Below are 18,258 nucleotides of genomic sequence, written 5' to 3'. Positions count from 1 at the left end.
ACTCTTTACAGTAGAAAAAAATGACAACCCTGATTCATGTACTGGGATCTGATATCCCGCACCATAATCTGACTGTGCTGCGCTTCTTTAATGACGTGCTGGCAACGCGTGCGCCGATAGAACAGGTGCGGCATTTTATGGTCGCGGCAAAAGAGACAGCACCTTTTTCGTCATTCCCTCAGTTGGATATCGAAACGCACAGCAATAAGAAAGCGTTGGCAGATGCGGTTATCGCCCGTGCACAAGCTGATCGCAGCACGCGCTTCTTCTGGCATGGTCAGTTTAATGCCACCCTGTGGCTGGCCCTACTGAGTGGCAAAATCAAGCCACGCCAGGTTTACTGGCATATTTGGGGCGCTGATTTATATGAAGATGCCAAAAGCTGGAAGTTTCGCCTGTTTTACCTATTGCGCCGTATTGCTCAAGGGCGGGTTGGTCATGTTTTTGCGACCCGTGGCGACTTAATCCATTTTCAGCAGCGTCATCCTCGGGTGCCCGCATCGTTGCTCTATTTCCCAACCCGTATGGATCCGGCATTGACGGGGGTTAACATCGAAAAGTCGTTAGCTGGCCCGATGACTATTCTGGTGGGGAACTCTGGTGATACCACCAATCGTCATATCGAGGCGTTGCAGGCCATTCATCAGCAATTTGGCCCTGATGCCCGGGTTATTCTGCCGATGGGGTATCCGGCTAATAATGAGCTGTATATCGAGCAGGTCAGGCAAGCTGGGCTGGCGCTGTTTGCCGCAGAAAATCTGCGTCTCCTGACAGAACAGATCCCGTTCGATGATTATCTGAATATCCTGCGTGAATGCGATTTGGGCTATTTTATTTTTAATCGGCAGCAAGGTATCGGCACCTTATGTTTATTAACGCAATTTGGTGTGCCTTTTGTCTTGAGTCGCAAAAACCCTTTCTGGCAAGACTTGGCTGAGCAGCATATTCCGGTACTTTTCTATGGTGACTCATTGGATGAGCCGTTGATCCGTGAGGCACAACGCCAATTAGCCGGGCTGGATAAGCAATCTATCGCTTTCTTTAATCCAAATTATATCGAAGGTTGGCAGCAGGCGCTGGCGTTGGCCGCAGGAGAACACCCATGACGCTGGGGCAATTTGGTGGTCTTTTCTGCGTCTATCTGATGGCAGTTATTTTTATCCTGACATTAACCTATCAGGAGTTTCGGCGGGTTCGTTTTAACTTCAATGTGCTGTTTTCAATGCTTTACCTGCTGACTTTCTATTTTGGCTTCCCATTGACTTGTATGCTGGTGTTTCAGTTCGGGGTCGCGGTGGTGCCGGTTGAGTACTTATTGTATGCAATGCTGTCGGCCACGGCCTTTTATGGCATTTATTATGTGAGTTACAAAACTCGCCTGACTAAGCCGCGCAGCCAGCCACGGGCGCCGGTATTCACCATGAATCGGGTGGAAACTAATCTGACCTGGATACTGTTGGCACTGGTGGCTATTGGCACTGTCGGCATCTTCTTTATGCAAAATGGTTTCCTGTTGTTTAAGCTCGATTCCTACAGCAAAATCTTCTCCAGTGATGTTTCGGGTGTGGCACTGAAGCGCTTTTTCTACTTCTTTATCCCGGCGATGTTGGTGGTCTATTTCTTGAAACAAGATATGCGCGCCTGGTTTTTCTTCCTGGCAAGCACGGTGGCGTTTGGCATCCTGACCTATGTTATCGTCGGCGGTACCCGCGCTAATATCATTATCGCGTTCTCATTATTCCTGTTTATCGGTATCGTTCGCGGTTGGATAACCTTGTGGATGTTGGCTGCGGCAGGTGTCTTTGGGATTGTTGGTATGTTCTGGCTGGCCCTGAAACGCTATGGTTTGGATGTGAACGGCGCAGAGGCGTTTTACACTTTCCTCTACCTGACACGGGATACCTTCTCGCCGTGGGAAAACCTAGGGCTGCTGCTACAAAACTACGACAAAATAGATTTCCAAGGGCTGGCACCGATTATTCGTGATTTTTATGTCTTTATTCCCAGTTCGCTTTGGCCGGAGCGTCCAGACTTGGTACTTAATACCGCCAATTACTTTACTTGGGATGTGCTGGATAATCACTCCGGGCTGGCTATCTCTCCAACCCTGATCGGTTCTTTGGTGGTAATGGGCGGGGTGCTGTTTATTCCACTGGGTGCTATTGTCGTAGGATTAATCATTAAATGGTTCGATTGGCTCTACGAACAAGGCAAAGCAGAAAACAACCGTTATAAAGCGGCAATTCTGCAAAGTTTCTGTTTTGGTGCGGTATTTAACATCATTGTATTGGCACGGGAAGGATTAGATTCGTTTGTGTCACGCGTGGTGTTTTTCTGCGTGATTTTTGGTGCCTGTCTGGTACTGGCAAAATTGTTGTATTGGTTGTTCGATACCGCGGGTTTGATAACGCAACAGTTACAGCGTCGGGTTAACAAGCCGAAGCGTTCATCCACTCCTGAAACGGGCCGCCAACTGTAAGGATCGTAATGGAACCGAATACTGTTATTCCAAAATATAATGTCCGTGGTTTCGAGATTTGGGGCTTTCGTGATATGGCTCAAACGCTGGATCATTTGCTAAGCAGCGGCCCGGTGAAGACCGGAACGCTGGTGGCAATGAACGCAGAGAAACTGCTCAAAGCTGAGGATGATGCGGCGTTGCGTGAGTTGATCACCGAGGCTGAATATCTGTATGCCGACGGTATCAGTATGGTGCGTGCGATTCGTCGTAAATACCCACAGGCGAAGCTGTCACGGGTAGCGGGTGCAGATTTGTGGGAAGCACTCATGCAGCGTGCCGGGCAGCAAGGGACGCCGGTCTTTTTGGTGGGCGGTAAACCTAACGTGTTGGCAGAAACTGAAGCTAAATTACGCGCGCAATGGAATGTGAATCTGGTGGGTAGCCAGGATGGCTATTTTACACCAGAGCAGCGCGAAGCCCTGTTTGCGAGAATAGCGGCTAGTGGCACGGCGATAGTGACTGTCGCCATGGGATCGCCTAAACAGGAAATGTTTATGCGTGACTGCCGTAAGTTCTATCCCGATGCACTGTATATGGGCGTTGGTGGCACCTATGACGTCTTTACCGGTCATGTCAAACGTGCACCTAAGATATGGCAGAACATGGGGCTGGAGTGGCTTTATCGCCTGCTGGCGCAACCAAGTCGTATCCGGCGTCAGTTCAAGTTGCTTAAGTTTGTTGGTTATTATTACAGCGGCCGTCTGTAATATTGTCTTTTGGGCAGGGTTTCACCAACCCTGCTGTTATAAAACCTCTCGCATTTATTCCTTCTACCAATATCATCACGCCTTAATTCCATTTTGGAATCGATTCTTTAATTTTTATTCCATAAAGTTTTAGTTTCCTGTTTGCTAATCTGACCCAGATACGGAAGGATACCGGCCGGTTAGGGTTATGTGCTCATAATCGCCTTTTATTGTGGGTGGTTTCCCTATTCGTTAACTTGCATAAATTAAAGTAGTCATCATTAGGCTGAACACGTTGGTGCAGTCGTTAGATTTTTTTGTGTGAAAAACGTCTATTTTTAATAAAAACAATAGATTAATTAATAAAAACAACCGGGAAAGCCGGAGCAGACACATCATCAGTTCACAGAGGATATATGGCAGATAACGAAGAGAAAAAAGGATTACACCGTGGGTTGGAAGCCCGGCATATCGAACTGATAGCGTTAGGTGGGACAATTGGCGTCGGGTTGTTTATGGGGTCCGCCAGCACCCTAAAATGGGCCGGGCCTTCGGTATTGCTGGCTTATATCATTGCTGGCTTATTTGTATTCTTTATTATGCGGGCCATGGGCGAAATGCTTTATCTGGAGCCGGTTGCCGGCTCCTTTGCCGTCTATGCCCATAAGTATCTTAGCCCCTATTTCGGCTATCTAACGGCTTGGGGTTATTGGTTTATGTGGATAGCGGTAGGGATATCAGAAATTACCGCGATTGGGGTATACGTTCAGTTTTGGTTCCCAGAAATTCCACAATGGCTACCTGCGATTGCCGGGGTGGCCATAGTGGCGCTGGCTAATCTGGCGGCGGTCAGATTATATGGTGAGCTGGAGTTCTGGTTCGCGATGATCAAGGTTACCACCATCATTGTGATGATTCTGGTGGGGTTGGGGGTTATCTTCTTCGGTTTTGGTAATCACGGACAAGCGATTGGTTTTGATAACCTGACAGCCCATGGCGGCTTTTTTGCCGGCGGGTGGAAAGGATTCATGTTTGCTTTGTGTATTGTGGTGGCGTCCTATCAGGGGGTTGAGCTGGTGGGTATCACCGCCGGTGAGGCTAAAAACCCGCAAGTGACATTAAAGCGAGCCATTAATAATATTTTATGGCGCATCCTGATTTTCTATGTTGGCGCGATATTTGTCATTGTCACTATCTTCCCGTGGAATGGTATCGGCACGGAAGGCAGCCCGTTTGTCCTGACATTTGCCAAGATTGGGATAGTTTCAGCTGCGGGTATTATTAACTTCGTGGTGCTGACTGCGGCACTGTCAGGCTGTAACAGTGGTATGTATAGCGGCGGGCGTATGTTGTATGCACTGGCGAAAAACCGCCAGTTACCGGCCTGCCTGACTAAGCTGTCGGCCAGCGGTGTGCCAGTTTACTGTATTGCGGTGACGATTCTGTGTCTGCTGGTGGGGTCAAGCCTTAATTACATTATTCCAAATCCACAGCAGGTGTTTGTCTATGTTTACAGTGCCAGTGTATTACCGGGCATGGTGCCGTGGTTTGTGGTCCTCGTTAGCCAGCTGCGTTTCCGCCAGGTACATAAAGAAGCGTTAAAGCAGCATCCGTTTAAATCCATCATGTTCCCGTATGTAAACTATCTAACTATCGCTTTCTTGATATGTGTACTGGTCGGGATGGGGATTAACCCTGATACCCGTTTATCTTTGTTAGTCGGGGTGATTTTCCTTGGATTGGTGTCGGCATGTTATTTCGGACTGAGAATGCATAAACACAACGTTGCTGAAACATCTCCAAAGTAATTGGCGTTGTAGGTAGGCCGCAAGCGAATGACGAATCTGCTGGGAACCGATTTGAATGCTGTTTGCAGTAAGTAGTCTTGTAGAGGCCCGGTCCATGGAAGGGTCGGGTACCGAGAGCAGTGAACATCCTTGCGGCTTCAAGTATGAAGGGGATAAAACGTCTATAAAACCAGCGAACAAGGCAAGGGGGGGCTATTAATGGCTAACTTTTGCGGCAGAGTGTGCAAAGCGTAAGCAAACACACCATTTCTTCTAAAAAAGCACTAGACAGCCAAGTATTAAAACCGTAGTATCCTCACCCGCAACGGCGCTAAGCGCCCGTAGCTCAGCTGGATAGAGCGCTGCCCTCCGGAGGCAGAGGTCTCAGGTTCGAATCCTGTCGGGCGCACCATTAATTTTGTGTGCAAGAGCTGCGGTGGTAAGATTGCCGCGTACGACGAAGTAAGCTGTAAAGAAGTTATGGTGGCTATAGCTCAGTTGGTAGAGCCCTGGATTGTGATTCCAGTTGTCGTGGGTTCGAGCCCCATTAGCCACCCCAAATTTTGTGGAACATGCGATGGTGGCGGAATTGGTAGACGCGCTAGCTTCAGGTGTTAGTGTCCTTACGGACGTGAGGGTTCAAGTCCCTCCCTTCGCACCACACAAACATGTAGATATTCATTAATATTTACATGGACATAGGTCGAAAGACCATGTAGAGTCAACAGTAAGAAATCGGCGAGTAGCGCAGCTTGGTAGCGCAACTGGTTTGGGACCAGTGGGTCGGAGGTTCGAATCCTCTCTCGCCGACCAATTTCAGAAGAAACCCCGAAATGCGGGGTTTTTTTTCGTCGGTATAATATCGATTCCCCATCATAGCCCTCTTTTTTCATCCTGTTGTATTGACGGTCGCTAATCCGACCTCACAGTCTGTCCTCCTTGTATTAGAACCTTTGTTGGCACCCTTTGATCAAATTAGTCCTATAGGGTGACCAGACTGGTGATTTATCAGGTAAAAGAATAGGTGTTGGTTTTTTGCGACAAAAGGCAGAGGCTTTGTCTCCAAACAGAGACATATAAGATTATGATAAACATAAAGAAAAACAATGATGAGTTATAACGTCGTTTTGTAGCGACAGATCACTTAGACAGTATTGGTCGCGCGATGGCTGGTGCGTTGTATCGCATCATCTATTAGGATGAAAATAAATTTATTATTTATCAGTCAATTAAACGCTTACTTGCGGGTAATTAGATGAAATTGCTCTCGGTTAGATGGAGTTGGCACGCTAAGTGCAATATCTACCCTGTAGATGCTCATCTCACTTATTATGATAGCGTGGTGTTTATAGCCAAATTAGCTTCATAAACCCAGAGATGATGCAGAGCCGATTTTAGGGTGCCTATTGTCCATGTAAACGATGTCGAATATCTTCATCACATACCGGGCATAACGTTGAGTGAGGCGCCGACATTGTTGTCTGTAGACCTGAAAATTTTAGACGCTTGCCTTTCCGGCAAGCGTTTTTTTTTGCATACCCTTCGTACTTGAAGCTGCAGGGTTGTTAGCTGCGCACACTTACCCGAATCACTTACCTGAGTAAGCTCATCGGGATGCGTTTGCTGGCTGCCTACCTGCAACTCCAATTACTTTGGGTATTCTTTGCTACTTGAAGCCGCGGGGTTGTTAGCTGCGCTAGTTACTCGGCCCATCCGTGGGCCTCGCCTCGTTGAGGCCGCTGCAAGCAGCGTTCAAATCTACTCCCGACAGATTTGTCCCCCGAATCAGGAGCAGAAAAAAGGCCCCGTAGGAGCCTTTAGATTGCTGTTTTGCTAATGGTCAGAGCGATTCACCATTCTGCCGCAAGGTCAACAGTAACCCCTCACGACGCGCCTGCGCTGCATCTTCAGGGCGATGCAGTTTATCCAGGGCATCAGCTAGCCATGCATAGTCATAACCGTCTGGACGCTGCTCAAGCGCTGCTTTAAAGGCTTCGTGGGCCTTCTCCCATTCACCGTGTTTTAGCATGAGTTGGCCCAAGGTGCTATTAAGTAGCGGGGTCGCGCCATGCTGCTTGATGTGCTGGCGCAATGCTTTCTCCAGCGGCTCTGGGTTACCTGATTTTAAGCGTGGGATCAGGAGTACTAAGCGCTCATCATACTGACGCTTCAGGCCATCCAGAATGATTTGCTGGGCGACATCATGATCGTCACACTCAATTAGATGTTCTGCCAGTGCGACTTGCAGCGGGATCTCATTGCGGACTTTACGGCTTTGATCTTTCCACCAGCGTTTCAGACCATCACTGCCTTCTTCCGCCATACATTGATTCATCATGCCAATATAAGCTTGCTGCTCCAATGCGGCGATTTCTTCTGGCGTATGGACCTGCACTTTGCTTATCGCGGGTAAAATTTCCAGCAATGAACTGTAAGCACCGGTACGCAGGAAAGCCTGTTCAGCCAGACGCAGCACTTCTGGGTGACGTGGAGCTTGATCCAATAAACGATCCACCCCATGGCGGGCCGCATGAACGTGGCCTTGCGCCAGTTGAATGCGCACTCGGGTGATATCTACCGGCAACTGATCTGTATCAGCAACTTCTGCTGCTCGTTCCAGATATTGATTGGTACGGAATTCATCGCCACGCTGTTGGGCAGCTTCCGCAGCCAGCAGGTAGTTCACCATCGGTTGTTCAGCATGATCGGCATTACGGGTGAGCAACTTTTCAACCTGCTTGAAATCCCCTTCGGCTAGTTTGATCAATGCAGCTTTGGTTTGCTTACGAGCGCGGGTGCGTTTGCGGCCCATAAACCAACCACGGGTACGGGCACCGGTGCGGAAAATACGGCGCAGTATCCATTCAATGATAAGGAACGCGACCAATACCAGCACCAATATAATCACCAGACCGGTCACGCTGGTCTCAACGTTATAGTTGTCAGTTTGAATCAATACATAGCCTTGGTGCCCAGCCAACATGGGGCCGAGGACGATGCCAGCGGTCAGGATAAGGAATAACAGTAAAACTCGCAGCATACTTATTCCCCCTGAGCGGCAACTGGCGGTTGTGCCAGTAAGTTACGAACCCGGGTTTGCATCAATTTTTCCAGCATTGGCTGGCTCTTCAATTGATCAGGTACGTCCATTGAGATTGACTGTTGACTCAGGCTCTCTAGCTCATCCAGAAAAGCTTTGGTGCTCGGGTCATTCACATCGAAATAAGCGCGAACCCAAGTGGAGATAGTCTCCAGTGACTGTTTGTACACTTCGTCTTGATGGCGAGGGACTGCCTGAGCCGCGACCAGCAAGCGGGAGCGAATATTCTCACGTAAATAAACATCCTGATTCGGTGCCAGCAGTGGCTCTGCGCTACTATCACGGCGGCGGATAGTAATAAAATCAGACATAAAGCTGTGCCAGCTTTTGGTCAGATTCTGACGCCATTCGGCTAATGAACTGGACAGCTCATCGCTATCGGCATCCATCGGCGAATCATCGGTATTATTATCAGCCAAACGTAGATTATCCACCTGATTCGACAGCTGATTCAGTTTGAGGATAATGCCGTCAAAATCCACCTGGCTTACCGCCGAAAGGGTACTGATGTCCTCGGTGAGTGCGCGGCGTACGTCGATAAGACTTGGGTCATTCATGTCAGCCAGACTGGCATCGGCACTTTTCAGTAAAGTCGCTGCGGTGGCGACATCCTGATCACTCCACAGTTTGCGCCCCGCCATTTTCACCAGAAAATCCGCCTGGGCCAGTAGCCATGTTTTGGCATCGCTACCCGAAATAGTAGCGACTTTTTCCTGTAATTCATTAAGTTGGCGGATCAGCGAGGTTTGCTGACGATCTGCTGCTTCCAGCGCTTTGCCTTGCTGTTGTAGTAATGACTCAAGCTGCTGTTTTTCCTGCAATTGGCTCTGTTTTAGTTCAGCCAACTGTTCTTGTAGCGCGATATTCGCCACATCTTGTAACTGAGCCTGCTGCTGTCCGTGATAATAAAGCCCGGCACCCAGCGCGATAGCCAATGCAATAGCAATGGCACCCAGAATTGGGCCGGTTCGTTTCTCCCGGCGGCCTTCAGGTTCTGGCTGTTGGTGCCTCTCAACCGCAGTGGTTGTCTCTTCCACTGGTGCGGATGGGGTATTTTGTTCCGTCATATTGGGCATCCCATAGTCAGGTTTCAGGTTTATTGAAAGTCTTGTAGCGCGCGGATCAGCGCGTCATTATCCGCATTTTCTGCCACCCGGGTATCACGCCAGCCCATTTGGGCGGCCAGGGCAGCCAAACGCTCACTCACTACAACCAGGCGGCAGCGTAGCAGCCACGAAGAACGATAGTAATCAGGAACTAAAGTATAGATCTGTTGTAACATTTCGCCGCTAGTCACTACCAGAATATTGACCCCCGCACGTTGCCAATGCGCACTTTGCTCACTGCCATCATAAAAGATGGGGCTGCGTTGATAACATTCACAGTAGGTAATTGCCGCTCCTCGCTGTGCCAGGCTTTCGCCTAGCAGTTCCCGCCCGCCGTTACCGCGCAGTAACAGCACCTTTTTACCGGACAGTGTTTGCAGGTCTGGTAATGATAACAGCATCTCGCTGGTCTCCCCCATCGGGGGGAAGGTGACATGCAAACGGCTGGCAGTATGCAATGCCAATGCGGTGGTACGGCCAATAGCATAATAAGATAACTGTGCTGGCCATAACAGGTTATTTCTTTTTAACAGTGGGTTAGCGTAGCGGATAGCATTCTGTGATAACGCAAATACCAGATCGCCAGCTTGCATATCTTGGAGCAATGCCGGTAGTTTAGGCAGGTCTATCCCCGGAGAGAAATCAATCAATGGCGCATGATAGGCAACCCGGCCCAGCGCACGCAGGCGACTGACTAACTGCTCTCCAGCAGGAGATGGACGGGTTACCAAAATGGTCATAGTGGGGGGTTATCCTGATAAACATTGGCCAATATTGCGCGCGCACCACGTGATAGTAACTCATCGGCCAGCTCAATCCCCATTTGCTCTGCATTCTCAGCAGGGCCACGGCGCTCACCGCGAATGATCTCACTACCATCCGGCGCACCGACTAATCCACGGAGCCACAGCGTGTTGCCTTCTAACTCAGCATAGCTGCCGATCGGCACCTGACAGCCTCCTTCGAGACGGGTGTTCATGGCTCGCTCGGCACACACTCGCAGCTCGGTTGCACGATGATTGAGTGGTGCCAGCAGTTGGCGGGTAAAATCGTCATCCAGGCGGCATTCAATGCCAACTGCACCCTGACCGACAGCCGGTAACGACTCCTCGGCGGGCATGGCGTAGCGAATCCGCGATGCCAATCCCAGGCGATTGAGGCCCGCAACCGCCAGTATAATCGCGTGGTAATCGCCGTTATCAAGCTTGGCAAGGCGAGTGCCTACATTACCCCGCAGGTCGCGGATAATCAGGTCCGGGCGACGCTCGCGCAATTGGCACTGGCGACGCAAGCTGGAGGTGCCGACGATGCTGCCCGCAGGTAAATCATCGAGATGAGCAAAATGTGGCGATACAAAAGCATCACGCGGATCATCGCGTTCACAAATGGTGACCAGACCCAAGCCCTCAGGGAAGGCGATAGGCACATCTTTCATGGAGTGGACGGCGATATCCGCACGGTCTTCCAGTAGGGCCAGCTCTAACTCTTTGACGAACAAGCCTTTACCACCGACTTTTGCCAGTGGGGTATCCAGAATGATGTCCCCACGGGTAACCATTGGGACCAACTCAACCTGCAAGCCGGGGTGATTGGCTTGCAGTAAATGTTGAACATAATGTGCTTGCCATAAGGCGAGCGGGCTTTGTCGCGTGGCAATTCGAATAATTTTGTCTAACATTGCTTGTTACCGTTTTATATTTTGCGGCCCATCCTATCATTGACCAGTGAATGCTGTCAGTGCGATAGCCACATAAAGACGACGGATAAGAGCACAAGAAAGCAGCTATTGTAACAAATACATGGCGGGATAACTTCTTCCTTAATACCACGGCGTCGTTATCAGCCAAGCTACCTGTGAATGTCAGCTAAGAAAGGGATAGATAGACATTACAATTGTAGGGATAGCTTTACGGTCAATCGGCAAGGTGTTAGATTGATCACGTTTCCAGCAATAATTCGTTAATTGTTATTCAAACAAAATGTCTTCAAACAAAATGTTTTTTGGTCAGTACAACAAAAAGTACATTTTTCGCTGAAAGTCAAAAAAAGTAATAAACGAATCTGGGACGCGGGTTTTTTTCTAAGCACCGGAACAATTCTAAGCACCGGAATAACCAGGCGAGACGTCTTGTACCTCTACATCGAGACACTGAAACAGCGACTGGATGCGATCAACCAATTACGAGTCGATCGCGCCTTGGCGGCTATGGGGCCAGCCTTCCAAAAGGTCTACAGTCTGCTACCGACCCTACTACATCATCATCATCCACTGATGCCGGGTTACCTTGATGGTAACGTTCCCCATGGCGTCTGCCTTTTTACGTCCAATGAAACGCAACAGGATTATCTGTCTGAGGTTGAAGCCAAGTGGGGCGAACCTTTGCAACAGAGTGTCGGCGGCGAACTGCCGATTACCGGCGTCTATTCTATGGGTAGCACTTCCTCTATTGGGCAATGCCATACTTCAGATCTTGATGTTTGGGTGTGCCATCAGGCCTGGCTCGATTCTGAAGAGCGTAACCGCTTGCAACAAAAATGCAGTTTGCTGGAAAAATGGGCTGCATCAATGGGTGTTGAAGTCAGCTTCTTCCTGATAGATGAAAACCGTTTCCGCCATAATGCCAGTGGCAGCTTGGGGGGCGAAGATTGCGGTTCAACCCAACACATATTATTGCTGGATGAGTTTTACCGCAGCGCGGTTCGTCTGGCAGGGAAACGTATTCTGTGGAATATGGTTCCGGTTGAAGAAGAAAATAATTATGACGATTACGTACTGTCGCTCTATGCGCAGGGCGTATTAACACCGAATGAGTGGCTGGATTTGGGCGGTTTGAGCACCCTGTCAGCCGAAGAGTATTTCGGTGCCAGTTTGTGGCAATTGTATAAAAGTATCGATTCGCCCTATAAGGCGGTGCTGAAAACCTTATTGCTGGAAGCGTATTCGTGGGAATACCCCAATTCTCAATTGCTGGCGATGGAGATCAAACAGCGCCTGCATGCCGGTGAAATTGTGGCCTTCGGTCTTGATGCTTATTGCATGATGCTTGATCGCGTCACTCGCTATCTGACCCAAATCAATGACACTACCCGTCTGAATTTGGTGCGGCGTTGTTTCTATCTGAAAGTGTGCGAAAAACTGTCCCGTAGCCCGGCGAGTGTCGGCTGGCGGCGTGAAATCCTCAGCCAACTGGTCAGTGAATGGGGTTGGAGTGACGAGAGTTTGGCGGTGCTGGATAACCGTGCTAACTGGAAGATTGAGCGGGTACGTGAAGCGCATAACGAGCTGTTGGATGCGATGATGCAGAGTTATCGCAATTTGATCCGTTTCGCGCGGCGCAACAATCTGAGTGTCAGTGCCAGTCCGCAGGATATCGGCGTTTTGACCCGTAAACTGTACGCGGCATTTGAAGCTTTACCTGGCAAAGTGACGCTGGTTAACCCGCAAATTTCACCGGATTTATCGGAAGAACATCTGACTTTCATTCATGTTCCGGCCGGTCGTGCTAACCGCGCGGGTTGGTACTTATATAATCAAGCGCCCTCTATGGATGCGATTGTGAGTCACCAGCCGCTGGAATATAACCGTTACCTGAACAAACTGGTGTCCTGGGCCTATTTCAACGGCCTGTTGACCAGCAAGACACGGCTACATATTAAAAGCGCCAATCTGTGCGATACGGTGAAATTGCAAGAATTGGTGACGGATATCTCTCACCACTTCCCGTTGCGCTTGCCTGCACCGACACCTAAAGCACTCTATAGCCCGTGTGAGATTCGCCATTTGGCGATTATCGTCAATTTAGAGCATGACCCGACAGCGGCTTTCCGCAATCAGGTGGTGCATTTTGATTTCCGTAAACTGGATGTATTCAGTTTTGGCGAGCAGCAGCAGTGTCTGGTGGGCAGTATCGATTTGCTGTATCGCAACTCCTGGAATGAAGTTCGAACCTTGCATTTCAGTGGTGAGCAGGCAGTGTTGGAAGCATTGAAAACCATTTTAGGCAAAATGCATCAGGATGCGGCTCCGCCGGAGTCAGTGGATGTGTTCTGTTACAGCCAGCATTTGCGTGGTTTGATTCGTACCCGCATTCAGCAGTTGGTTTCCGAGTGTATTGAGTTGCGCTTATCCAGTACCCGTCAGGAACCGGGCCGTTTTAAAGCGGTACGAGTTTCCGGCCAGACCTGGGGTTTGTTCTTTGAACGCCTGAGTGTTTCCGTTCAAAAATTGGAAAATGCGGTCGAATTTTACGGTGCGATTTCTAATAACAAACTGCATGGGTTATCGATTCAGGTAGAAACCGATCAAATTCATCTGCCGCCAGTGGTGGACGGTTTTGCCAGCGAAGGGATCATTCAGTTCTTCTTCGAAGGCACCGCAGATGAAAAAGGCTTTAACATTTATATTTTGGATGAATCAAACCGCGTTGAGGTTTATCACCACTGTGAGGGCAGTAAAGAGGAGTTGGTGCGAGATGTCAGCCGTTTTTATTCATCGTCTCACGACCGTTTTACCTACGGCTCCAGCTTTATTAACTTCAACCTGCCGCAGTTCTACCAAATTGTGCAATTAGATGGCCGTACCCAAGTGATCCCTTTTCGCAGCAACACGTTATCCCATCTATATATCGTCGACAAAGAGCCAAGCCAGCCTGCGCAGCAGTTGCAGTTACATTAATTTCCCCTGTGTCCTTGAAGCCGCAGGGGTGTTAGCTGCGCTAGTTATTCGGCCCATCCGTGGCCCTCGCCTCGTTGAGGCCGCTGCAAGCAGCGTTCAAATCTGCTCCCGACAGACTTGTCCCCCGAAGCACTGACTTGAGTCAGCTCATCGGGATGCGTTTGCTGGCTGCCTACCTGCAACTCCAATGACTTTGGGGAATGACCTGTGTCCTTGAAGCCGCATGCGCCTAGATAAAACTCACCTCTTCACCCGCCTGCGCACTAGCCGCTTGCGATAATTTGGCGAAGAATTCTTCGCCGCTGCGTGAGCAATACCAGTGGCCTTCACGATAATTGAAATGGTAACCACCCGCTTTAGTCGCCAACCATACCTGATGCAGTGGCTCTTGGCGGTTGATAACAATCTTACTGCTATTTTCGAATGTCAGGGTCATCACTCCGCCATTAGTTTCATAATCGACATCACTATCGCCGCTAAAACCATCCAGTGTCTCTTCAATGTAAAGCATCAATTGATCGGCTAACTGATGAAACTCGCTATCGTTCATATTCAATTCCTATTGCTTTTCATGATCCACCTGCGATTATAGAGAGCATGGACGCATGAATCACAAGTATTAATGCGATTATACCCTTCATACTTGAAGCCGCAGGGGTTAGCAGTGTGCACTCACCCGAATCAATTACCGATGTAAGTGCATTGGGATTCGTTTGCGGCCAACCTGCAACGCCAGATTCTTTGGGTATAATAGGTGCTAAAACAATTTACAGGCGTTAAAAATGAAAAAAGAATTATGTTGGCCGCTGGCGGCGATGATGGTATTCGCACTGGCGGGTTGTGGCTTGAAAGGCCCGTTATATTTTCCACCCGCTGACAAACCAAAAGTAGAAACCGCGCAACCGGATAGTGGTCAGGTAGAGCGAAACCAGCAGGACCTGTCAGGTACCAACCAGACAAAATCTATTGCCGGGCCGCAGTAATTATTTTTATCGCAGCCAGATTGAGTCAGTATTTAATTTGCCCGTGCCAAATTTAGCCGGTAAATGAAAGTCAGCGGAGTATGAAATGCAGTTCTCCAAAATGCACGGTCTTGGCAACGACTTTATGGTTGTCGATGCAGTTACCCAAAATGTTTACTTTTCGCCGGAGTTAATTCGTCGATTAGCAGACCGGCACACTGGCGTGGGCTTTGATCAGATGCTGGTGGTTGAACCGCCTTATGATCCTGAGCTGGATTTTCACTACCGTATTTTTAATGCCGATGGCAGCGAAGTTTCTCAGTGTGGCAATGGTGCACGTTGTTTTGCTCGGTTTGTTCGGTTGAAAGGGTTGACCAATAAACGTGATATCAGTGTGAGTACCCAAACTGGCCGCATGATATTGAGTGTTACTGAAGACGAGCTGGTTTGTGTCAATATGGGCGAGCCCAATTTTGACCCGCAAACGGTGCCTTTCAGAGCAACTAAAGCAGAGAAAACCTACATTTTACGCGCGGCGGAACATACGGTGTTGTGCGGCGTGGTATCAATGGGCAATCCTCACTGTGTGATGCAGGTTGATGATGTTTCGGTTGCTAATGTTGCCTTGCTGGGTCCAGTATTGGAAAGCCATGAACGCTTCCCCGAACGGGCTAATATTGGTTTTATGCAGGTGGTTAGCCGCGAGCATATTCGCTTACGGGTGTATGAGCGTGGTGCTGGCGAAACGCAAGCCTGTGGTAGCGGTGCTTGTGCAGCAGTGGCGGTGGGGATCCAGCAAGAGTTGTTGGCTGAAGAGGTTCATGTTGAACTGCCAGGCGGCAGTTTGCATATCAGTTGGAAAGGGCCGGGCCACCCACTGTATATGACCGGGCCGGCAACACATGTATATGATGGCTTCATTCATTTATAATATCCTGCGTACTTGAAACTGCAGGGTTGTTCGCTGCGCGCACTCACCCGAATCACTTACTTAAGTAAGTTCATCGGGATTCGCTTGCTGGCTGCCTACCTGCAATTCCAATTACGTTGGCTATAGGAACGGGTGTTAAATGAAAAGTTATGAGGAGCAGGCGTTAGCTGGCATCGAGTTGGACGACGATGCTGTCATGCAGTACTTATTGCAAAACCCTGACTTTTTTATCCGCAATGCCCGTCTGGTCGAACAGATGCATATTCCTCATCCTGTTCGCGGCAGTGTCTCGCTGGTGGAGTGGCAGCTAGGGCGACAACGTAATCAGATTGGTCAGTTGGAAGAAGAGATCACCTTGCTAATGGAGCAGGCGGGCTTGAATGAAGTGTTGTTTAATCGCTTGCTGCAACTACAAAGCAATTTGGCTGCGGCCAGCAGCTTGCAAGATATGCTTAATCGCTTGCAGCGCTGGGCACGCGACTTCGGCTTGGCAGGTGCTAATGTGCGCTTATTCAGTGACCGCTGGCATATTGGAGCGCCGTCTGATTTCACCCATTTGGCACTTGCCCGTCACGCCTTCGAGCCACTACGCATTCAGCGTTTGGGGAGCGATAACCATTATCTGGGCGGTTTGAACGGGCCGGAACTGCTGTTGTTATTGCCTCAGGCCAAGCAGGTAGGGTCGGTCGCACTCTCGTTACTGGGCAAAGATGGCGATCTAGGTGTCATTATCTTCAGCAGCCGTGATACGCAACATTATCAGCAGGGCATGGGTACCGTGATGCTGAATCAGTTATCAACGTTATTGCCGAGCCTGCTGGAGCGTTGGATAGAGCCGGTATGACCGAATTCAGTGCCTCACTTGCCCCGCAGGTAGAGGCTTTCTTGCGTTATCTCAAAGTTGAGCGTCAGCTCAGTCCATTGACTATTACCAGTTATCGACGCCAGCTACAGGCACTGATGGAAATGGGCGAGCAAATGGGCCTGGTGCACTGGCAGCAGCTTGACGCGGCTCAGGTGCGGTCACTGGTTTCTCGCAGTAAACGTGCCGGTTTACATTCCTCAAGCCTTGCGCTGCGCCTCTCAGCTTTGCGCAGCTTTCTTGATTGGCTGGTGAGTCAGGGCGTATTGCAGGCCAACCCCGCAAAAGGGGTGAGTACACCACGTTCAGGCCGCCATCTGCCAAAAAATATTGATGTCGATGAGGTCGATAAACTGTTGGATATCGACCTCAATGATCCCTTGGCAGTCCGTGATCGGGCGATGCTGGAAGTGATGTATGGCGCGGGTTTGCGTCTATCCGAACTGGTTGGCATGAACTGCAAACACGTAGATTTAGCCAGCGGTGAAGTCTGGGTGATGGGGAAAGGCAGTAAAGAGCGTAAAGTGCCGATTGGCAGGACCGCAGTGACCTGGTTAGAGCATTGGCTGGAACTGCGCGAGTTATTTGAACCTGGTGACGATGCTATCTTTTTAGCCAATACCGGTAAGCGAATTTCAGCGCGCAATGTGCAAAAACGCTTTGCCGAATGGGGTGTAAAGCAAGGTGTCAGCAGCCATATTCACCCACACAAATTGCGCCACTCTTTCGCCACTCACATGTTGGAATCCAGTGGTGATTTGCGTGCGGTGCAGGAGCTACTGGGCCACGCCAATCTGACGACCACACAAATTTATACTCATCTCGACTTTCAACATCTGGCGACAGTGTATGATGCTGCTCATCCACGCGCCAAACGAGGCAAATCCTGATGCATTTTTATCGCCCACTCGAGAGTATTTCCGCCATTAGCTTCGATTTGGATGACACCCTGTATGATAATCGGCCAGTGATTACCCGCACTGAACAAGAGTCGGTGGCATTCTTACAGCAGTATCATCCCAATCTGGCGCAGTTACAGGCTGCTGATTTTCACCGTTTTCGCGCTGAATTGCTGGCGCAGGACCCGGGCATCTATCACGATGTTACCCAGTGGCGTTGGCATGCGATTGAACTGGGCTTGATACGTCATGGCTTAAGTAAGTCTGAGGCGCAATGTGGCGCTGATGCAGCCATGGAGAACTTTGCCCTATGGCGTAGCCGTATTTATGTGCCAGCGGCCACCCATGACACTTTGAGCGCGCTGGCGGAGCATTATCCGCTGGTGGCTATCACCAATGGTAATGCCGACCCTAAAGCCTGTGGTCTGGATCGATACTTCCAGTTTGTGCTGCGCTCCGGCCCCCATGGCCGTGCCAAGCCTTTCCGCGATATGTACCATAAAGCGGCAAACCATCTGGATATCCCACTCAAACAGATTCTGCATGTGGGTGATGATTTGACCACCGATGTCGCTGGTGCGCTACGTTGCGGTATGCAGGCTTGCTGGATTAATGACCGTCAACAGAACCTGATGACGGCCAGTGATAGCCGCTTATTGCCACATATTGAGATTTCTCAGTTGGCTTCCCTGACAGCATTGCTATAATCCCCTGCAATAAATCTGTATA

General features: G+C 49.6%; 15 protein-coding genes and 4 tRNA genes. 14 read left to right on the top strand and 5 right to left on the bottom strand.

Annotated elements, in window-relative coordinates:
* Window positions 1–20: 20 nt before the first annotated feature.
* The 8 genes from Q2T72_RS20705 to Q2T72_RS20670 all read left to right on the top strand — a co-directional run bounded on the left by Q2T72_RS20705 (window position 21) and on the right by Q2T72_RS20670 (window position 5,807).
* Window positions 21–1,106: a TDP-N-acetylfucosamine:lipid II N-acetylfucosaminyltransferase gene (locus Q2T72_RS20705; protein WP_372569762.1), complete on the top strand. Its 1,086-nt coding sequence runs from the start codon at window positions 21–23 to the stop codon at window positions 1,104–1,106.
* Window positions 1,103–2,479 (top strand): ECA oligosaccharide polymerase, encoded by a 1,377-nt coding sequence (gene wzyE, locus Q2T72_RS20700; protein WP_083161886.1) that lies wholly within the window; start codon window positions 1,103–1,105, stop codon window positions 2,477–2,479. The genes Q2T72_RS20705 and wzyE overlap by 4 nt, the downstream gene beginning before the upstream one ends.
* Window positions 2,480–2,487: 8 nt before the next feature.
* On the top strand, window positions 2,488–3,228 hold the full coding sequence (gene wecG / locus Q2T72_RS20695; RefSeq protein ID WP_372569761.1) for a lipopolysaccharide N-acetylmannosaminouronosyltransferase: 741 nt from the start codon (window positions 2,488–2,490) through the stop codon (window positions 3,226–3,228).
* A gap of 395 nt (window positions 3,229–3,623) precedes the next feature.
* Window positions 3,624–5,015 carry an amino acid permease gene (locus Q2T72_RS20690; RefSeq protein ID WP_083161890.1) on the top strand — a complete coding sequence of 464 codons (1,392 nt, stop codon included), beginning with the start codon at window positions 3,624–3,626 and terminating at the stop codon, window positions 5,013–5,015.
* A gap of 314 nt (window positions 5,016–5,329) precedes the next feature.
* Window positions 5,330–5,406 (top strand) — tRNA-Arg (locus Q2T72_RS20685).
* 71 nt (window positions 5,407–5,477) lie between these two features.
* Window positions 5,478–5,553: transfer RNA gene (locus Q2T72_RS20680), tRNA-His, on the top strand.
* Between the two features lie 15 nt (window positions 5,554–5,568).
* Window positions 5,569–5,655, top strand: a tRNA-Leu gene (locus Q2T72_RS20675).
* Between the two features lie 75 nt (window positions 5,656–5,730).
* Window positions 5,731–5,807: transfer RNA gene (locus tag Q2T72_RS20670), tRNA-Pro, on the top strand.
* Between the two features lie 1,027 nt (window positions 5,808–6,834).
* Here the strand turns inward: Q2T72_RS20670 and hemY are convergent.
* From hemY to hemC, 4 genes are read right to left on the bottom strand one after another with little or no spacing between them, the layout of a single operon-like run.
* On the bottom strand, window positions 6,835–8,034 hold the full coding sequence (gene hemY / locus Q2T72_RS20665) for a protoheme IX biogenesis protein HemY (protein ID WP_372569760.1): 1,200 nt from the start codon (window positions 8,032–8,034) through the stop codon (window positions 6,835–6,837).
* A 2-nt stretch (window positions 8,035–8,036) separates the two neighbouring features.
* Window positions 8,037–9,161 (bottom strand): uroporphyrinogen-III C-methyltransferase, encoded by a 1,125-nt coding sequence (gene hemX, locus Q2T72_RS20660; protein WP_083161894.1) that lies wholly within the window; start codon window positions 9,159–9,161, stop codon window positions 8,037–8,039.
* Window positions 9,162–9,190: 29 nt separating this feature from the next.
* Window positions 9,191–9,940, bottom strand: a complete 750-nt coding sequence (hemD, locus tag Q2T72_RS20655; RefSeq protein ID WP_083161896.1) for a uroporphyrinogen-III synthase — start codon at window positions 9,938–9,940, stop codon at window positions 9,191–9,193.
* Window positions 9,937–10,878: a hydroxymethylbilane synthase gene (hemC, locus tag Q2T72_RS20650; RefSeq protein ID WP_372569759.1), complete on the bottom strand. Its 942-nt coding sequence runs from the start codon at window positions 10,876–10,878 to the stop codon at window positions 9,937–9,939. Before hemC ends, hemD begins: the two co-directional genes overlap by 4 nt.
* A 450-nt stretch (window positions 10,879–11,328) precedes the next feature.
* Here hemC and Q2T72_RS20645 point away from each other — a divergent pair, with 450 nt between their 5' ends.
* Window positions 11,329–13,875 carry a class I adenylate cyclase gene (locus Q2T72_RS20645; RefSeq protein WP_083161901.1) on the top strand — a complete coding sequence of 849 codons (2,547 nt, stop codon included), beginning with the start codon at window positions 11,329–11,331 and terminating at the stop codon, window positions 13,873–13,875.
* Between the two features lie 229 nt (window positions 13,876–14,104).
* Here Q2T72_RS20645 and cyaY read toward each other — a convergent pair whose 3' ends face one another.
* Entirely contained in the window at window positions 14,105–14,425 is a 321-nt protein-coding gene (gene cyaY / locus Q2T72_RS20640; RefSeq protein ID WP_372569758.1) for an iron donor protein CyaY, read from the bottom strand.
* A 232-nt stretch (window positions 14,426–14,657) separates the two neighbouring features.
* On the opposite strand from cyaY, the gene Q2T72_RS20635 reads away from it, so the two are divergent.
* The 5 genes from Q2T72_RS20635 to yigB all read left to right on the top strand — a co-directional run bounded on the left by Q2T72_RS20635 (window position 14,658) and on the right by yigB (window position 18,236).
* Window positions 14,658–14,858, top strand: a complete 201-nt coding sequence (locus Q2T72_RS20635; RefSeq protein ID WP_083161905.1) for a lipoprotein — start codon at window positions 14,658–14,660, stop codon at window positions 14,856–14,858.
* A gap of 85 nt (window positions 14,859–14,943) precedes the next feature.
* On the top strand, window positions 14,944–15,768 hold the full coding sequence (gene dapF, locus Q2T72_RS20630) for a diaminopimelate epimerase (RefSeq protein WP_372569757.1): 825 nt from the start codon (window positions 14,944–14,946) through the stop codon (window positions 15,766–15,768).
* Window positions 15,769–15,907: 139 nt separating this feature from the next.
* Complete coding sequence (locus Q2T72_RS20625) at window positions 15,908–16,612, top strand: DUF484 domain-containing protein (RefSeq protein ID WP_083161909.1); 705 nt, start codon at window positions 15,908–15,910, stop codon at window positions 16,610–16,612.
* Window positions 16,609–17,520 (top strand): tyrosine recombinase XerC, encoded by a 912-nt coding sequence (gene xerC / locus Q2T72_RS20620; RefSeq protein ID WP_372569756.1) that lies wholly within the window; start codon window positions 16,609–16,611, stop codon window positions 17,518–17,520. Before Q2T72_RS20625 ends, xerC begins: the two co-directional genes overlap by 4 nt.
* A complete protein-coding gene (gene yigB, locus Q2T72_RS20615; RefSeq protein WP_083161913.1) occupies window positions 17,520–18,236 on the top strand; it encodes a 5-amino-6-(5-phospho-D-ribitylamino)uracil phosphatase YigB in 717 nt (238 codons plus the stop codon). Before xerC ends, yigB begins: the two co-directional genes overlap by 1 nt.
* Window positions 18,237–18,258: the final 22 nt, after the last annotated feature.

Origin of the sequence: Yersinia sp. 2466 StPb PI (assembly GCF_041538325.1) — a bacterium.
GTDB lineage: Bacteria > Pseudomonadota > Gammaproteobacteria > Enterobacterales > Enterobacteriaceae > Yersinia > Yersinia enterocolitica_E.
Note: the sequence above shows the minus strand (reverse complement) of the source record. Positions and strands in the feature narration are given on the sequence as shown.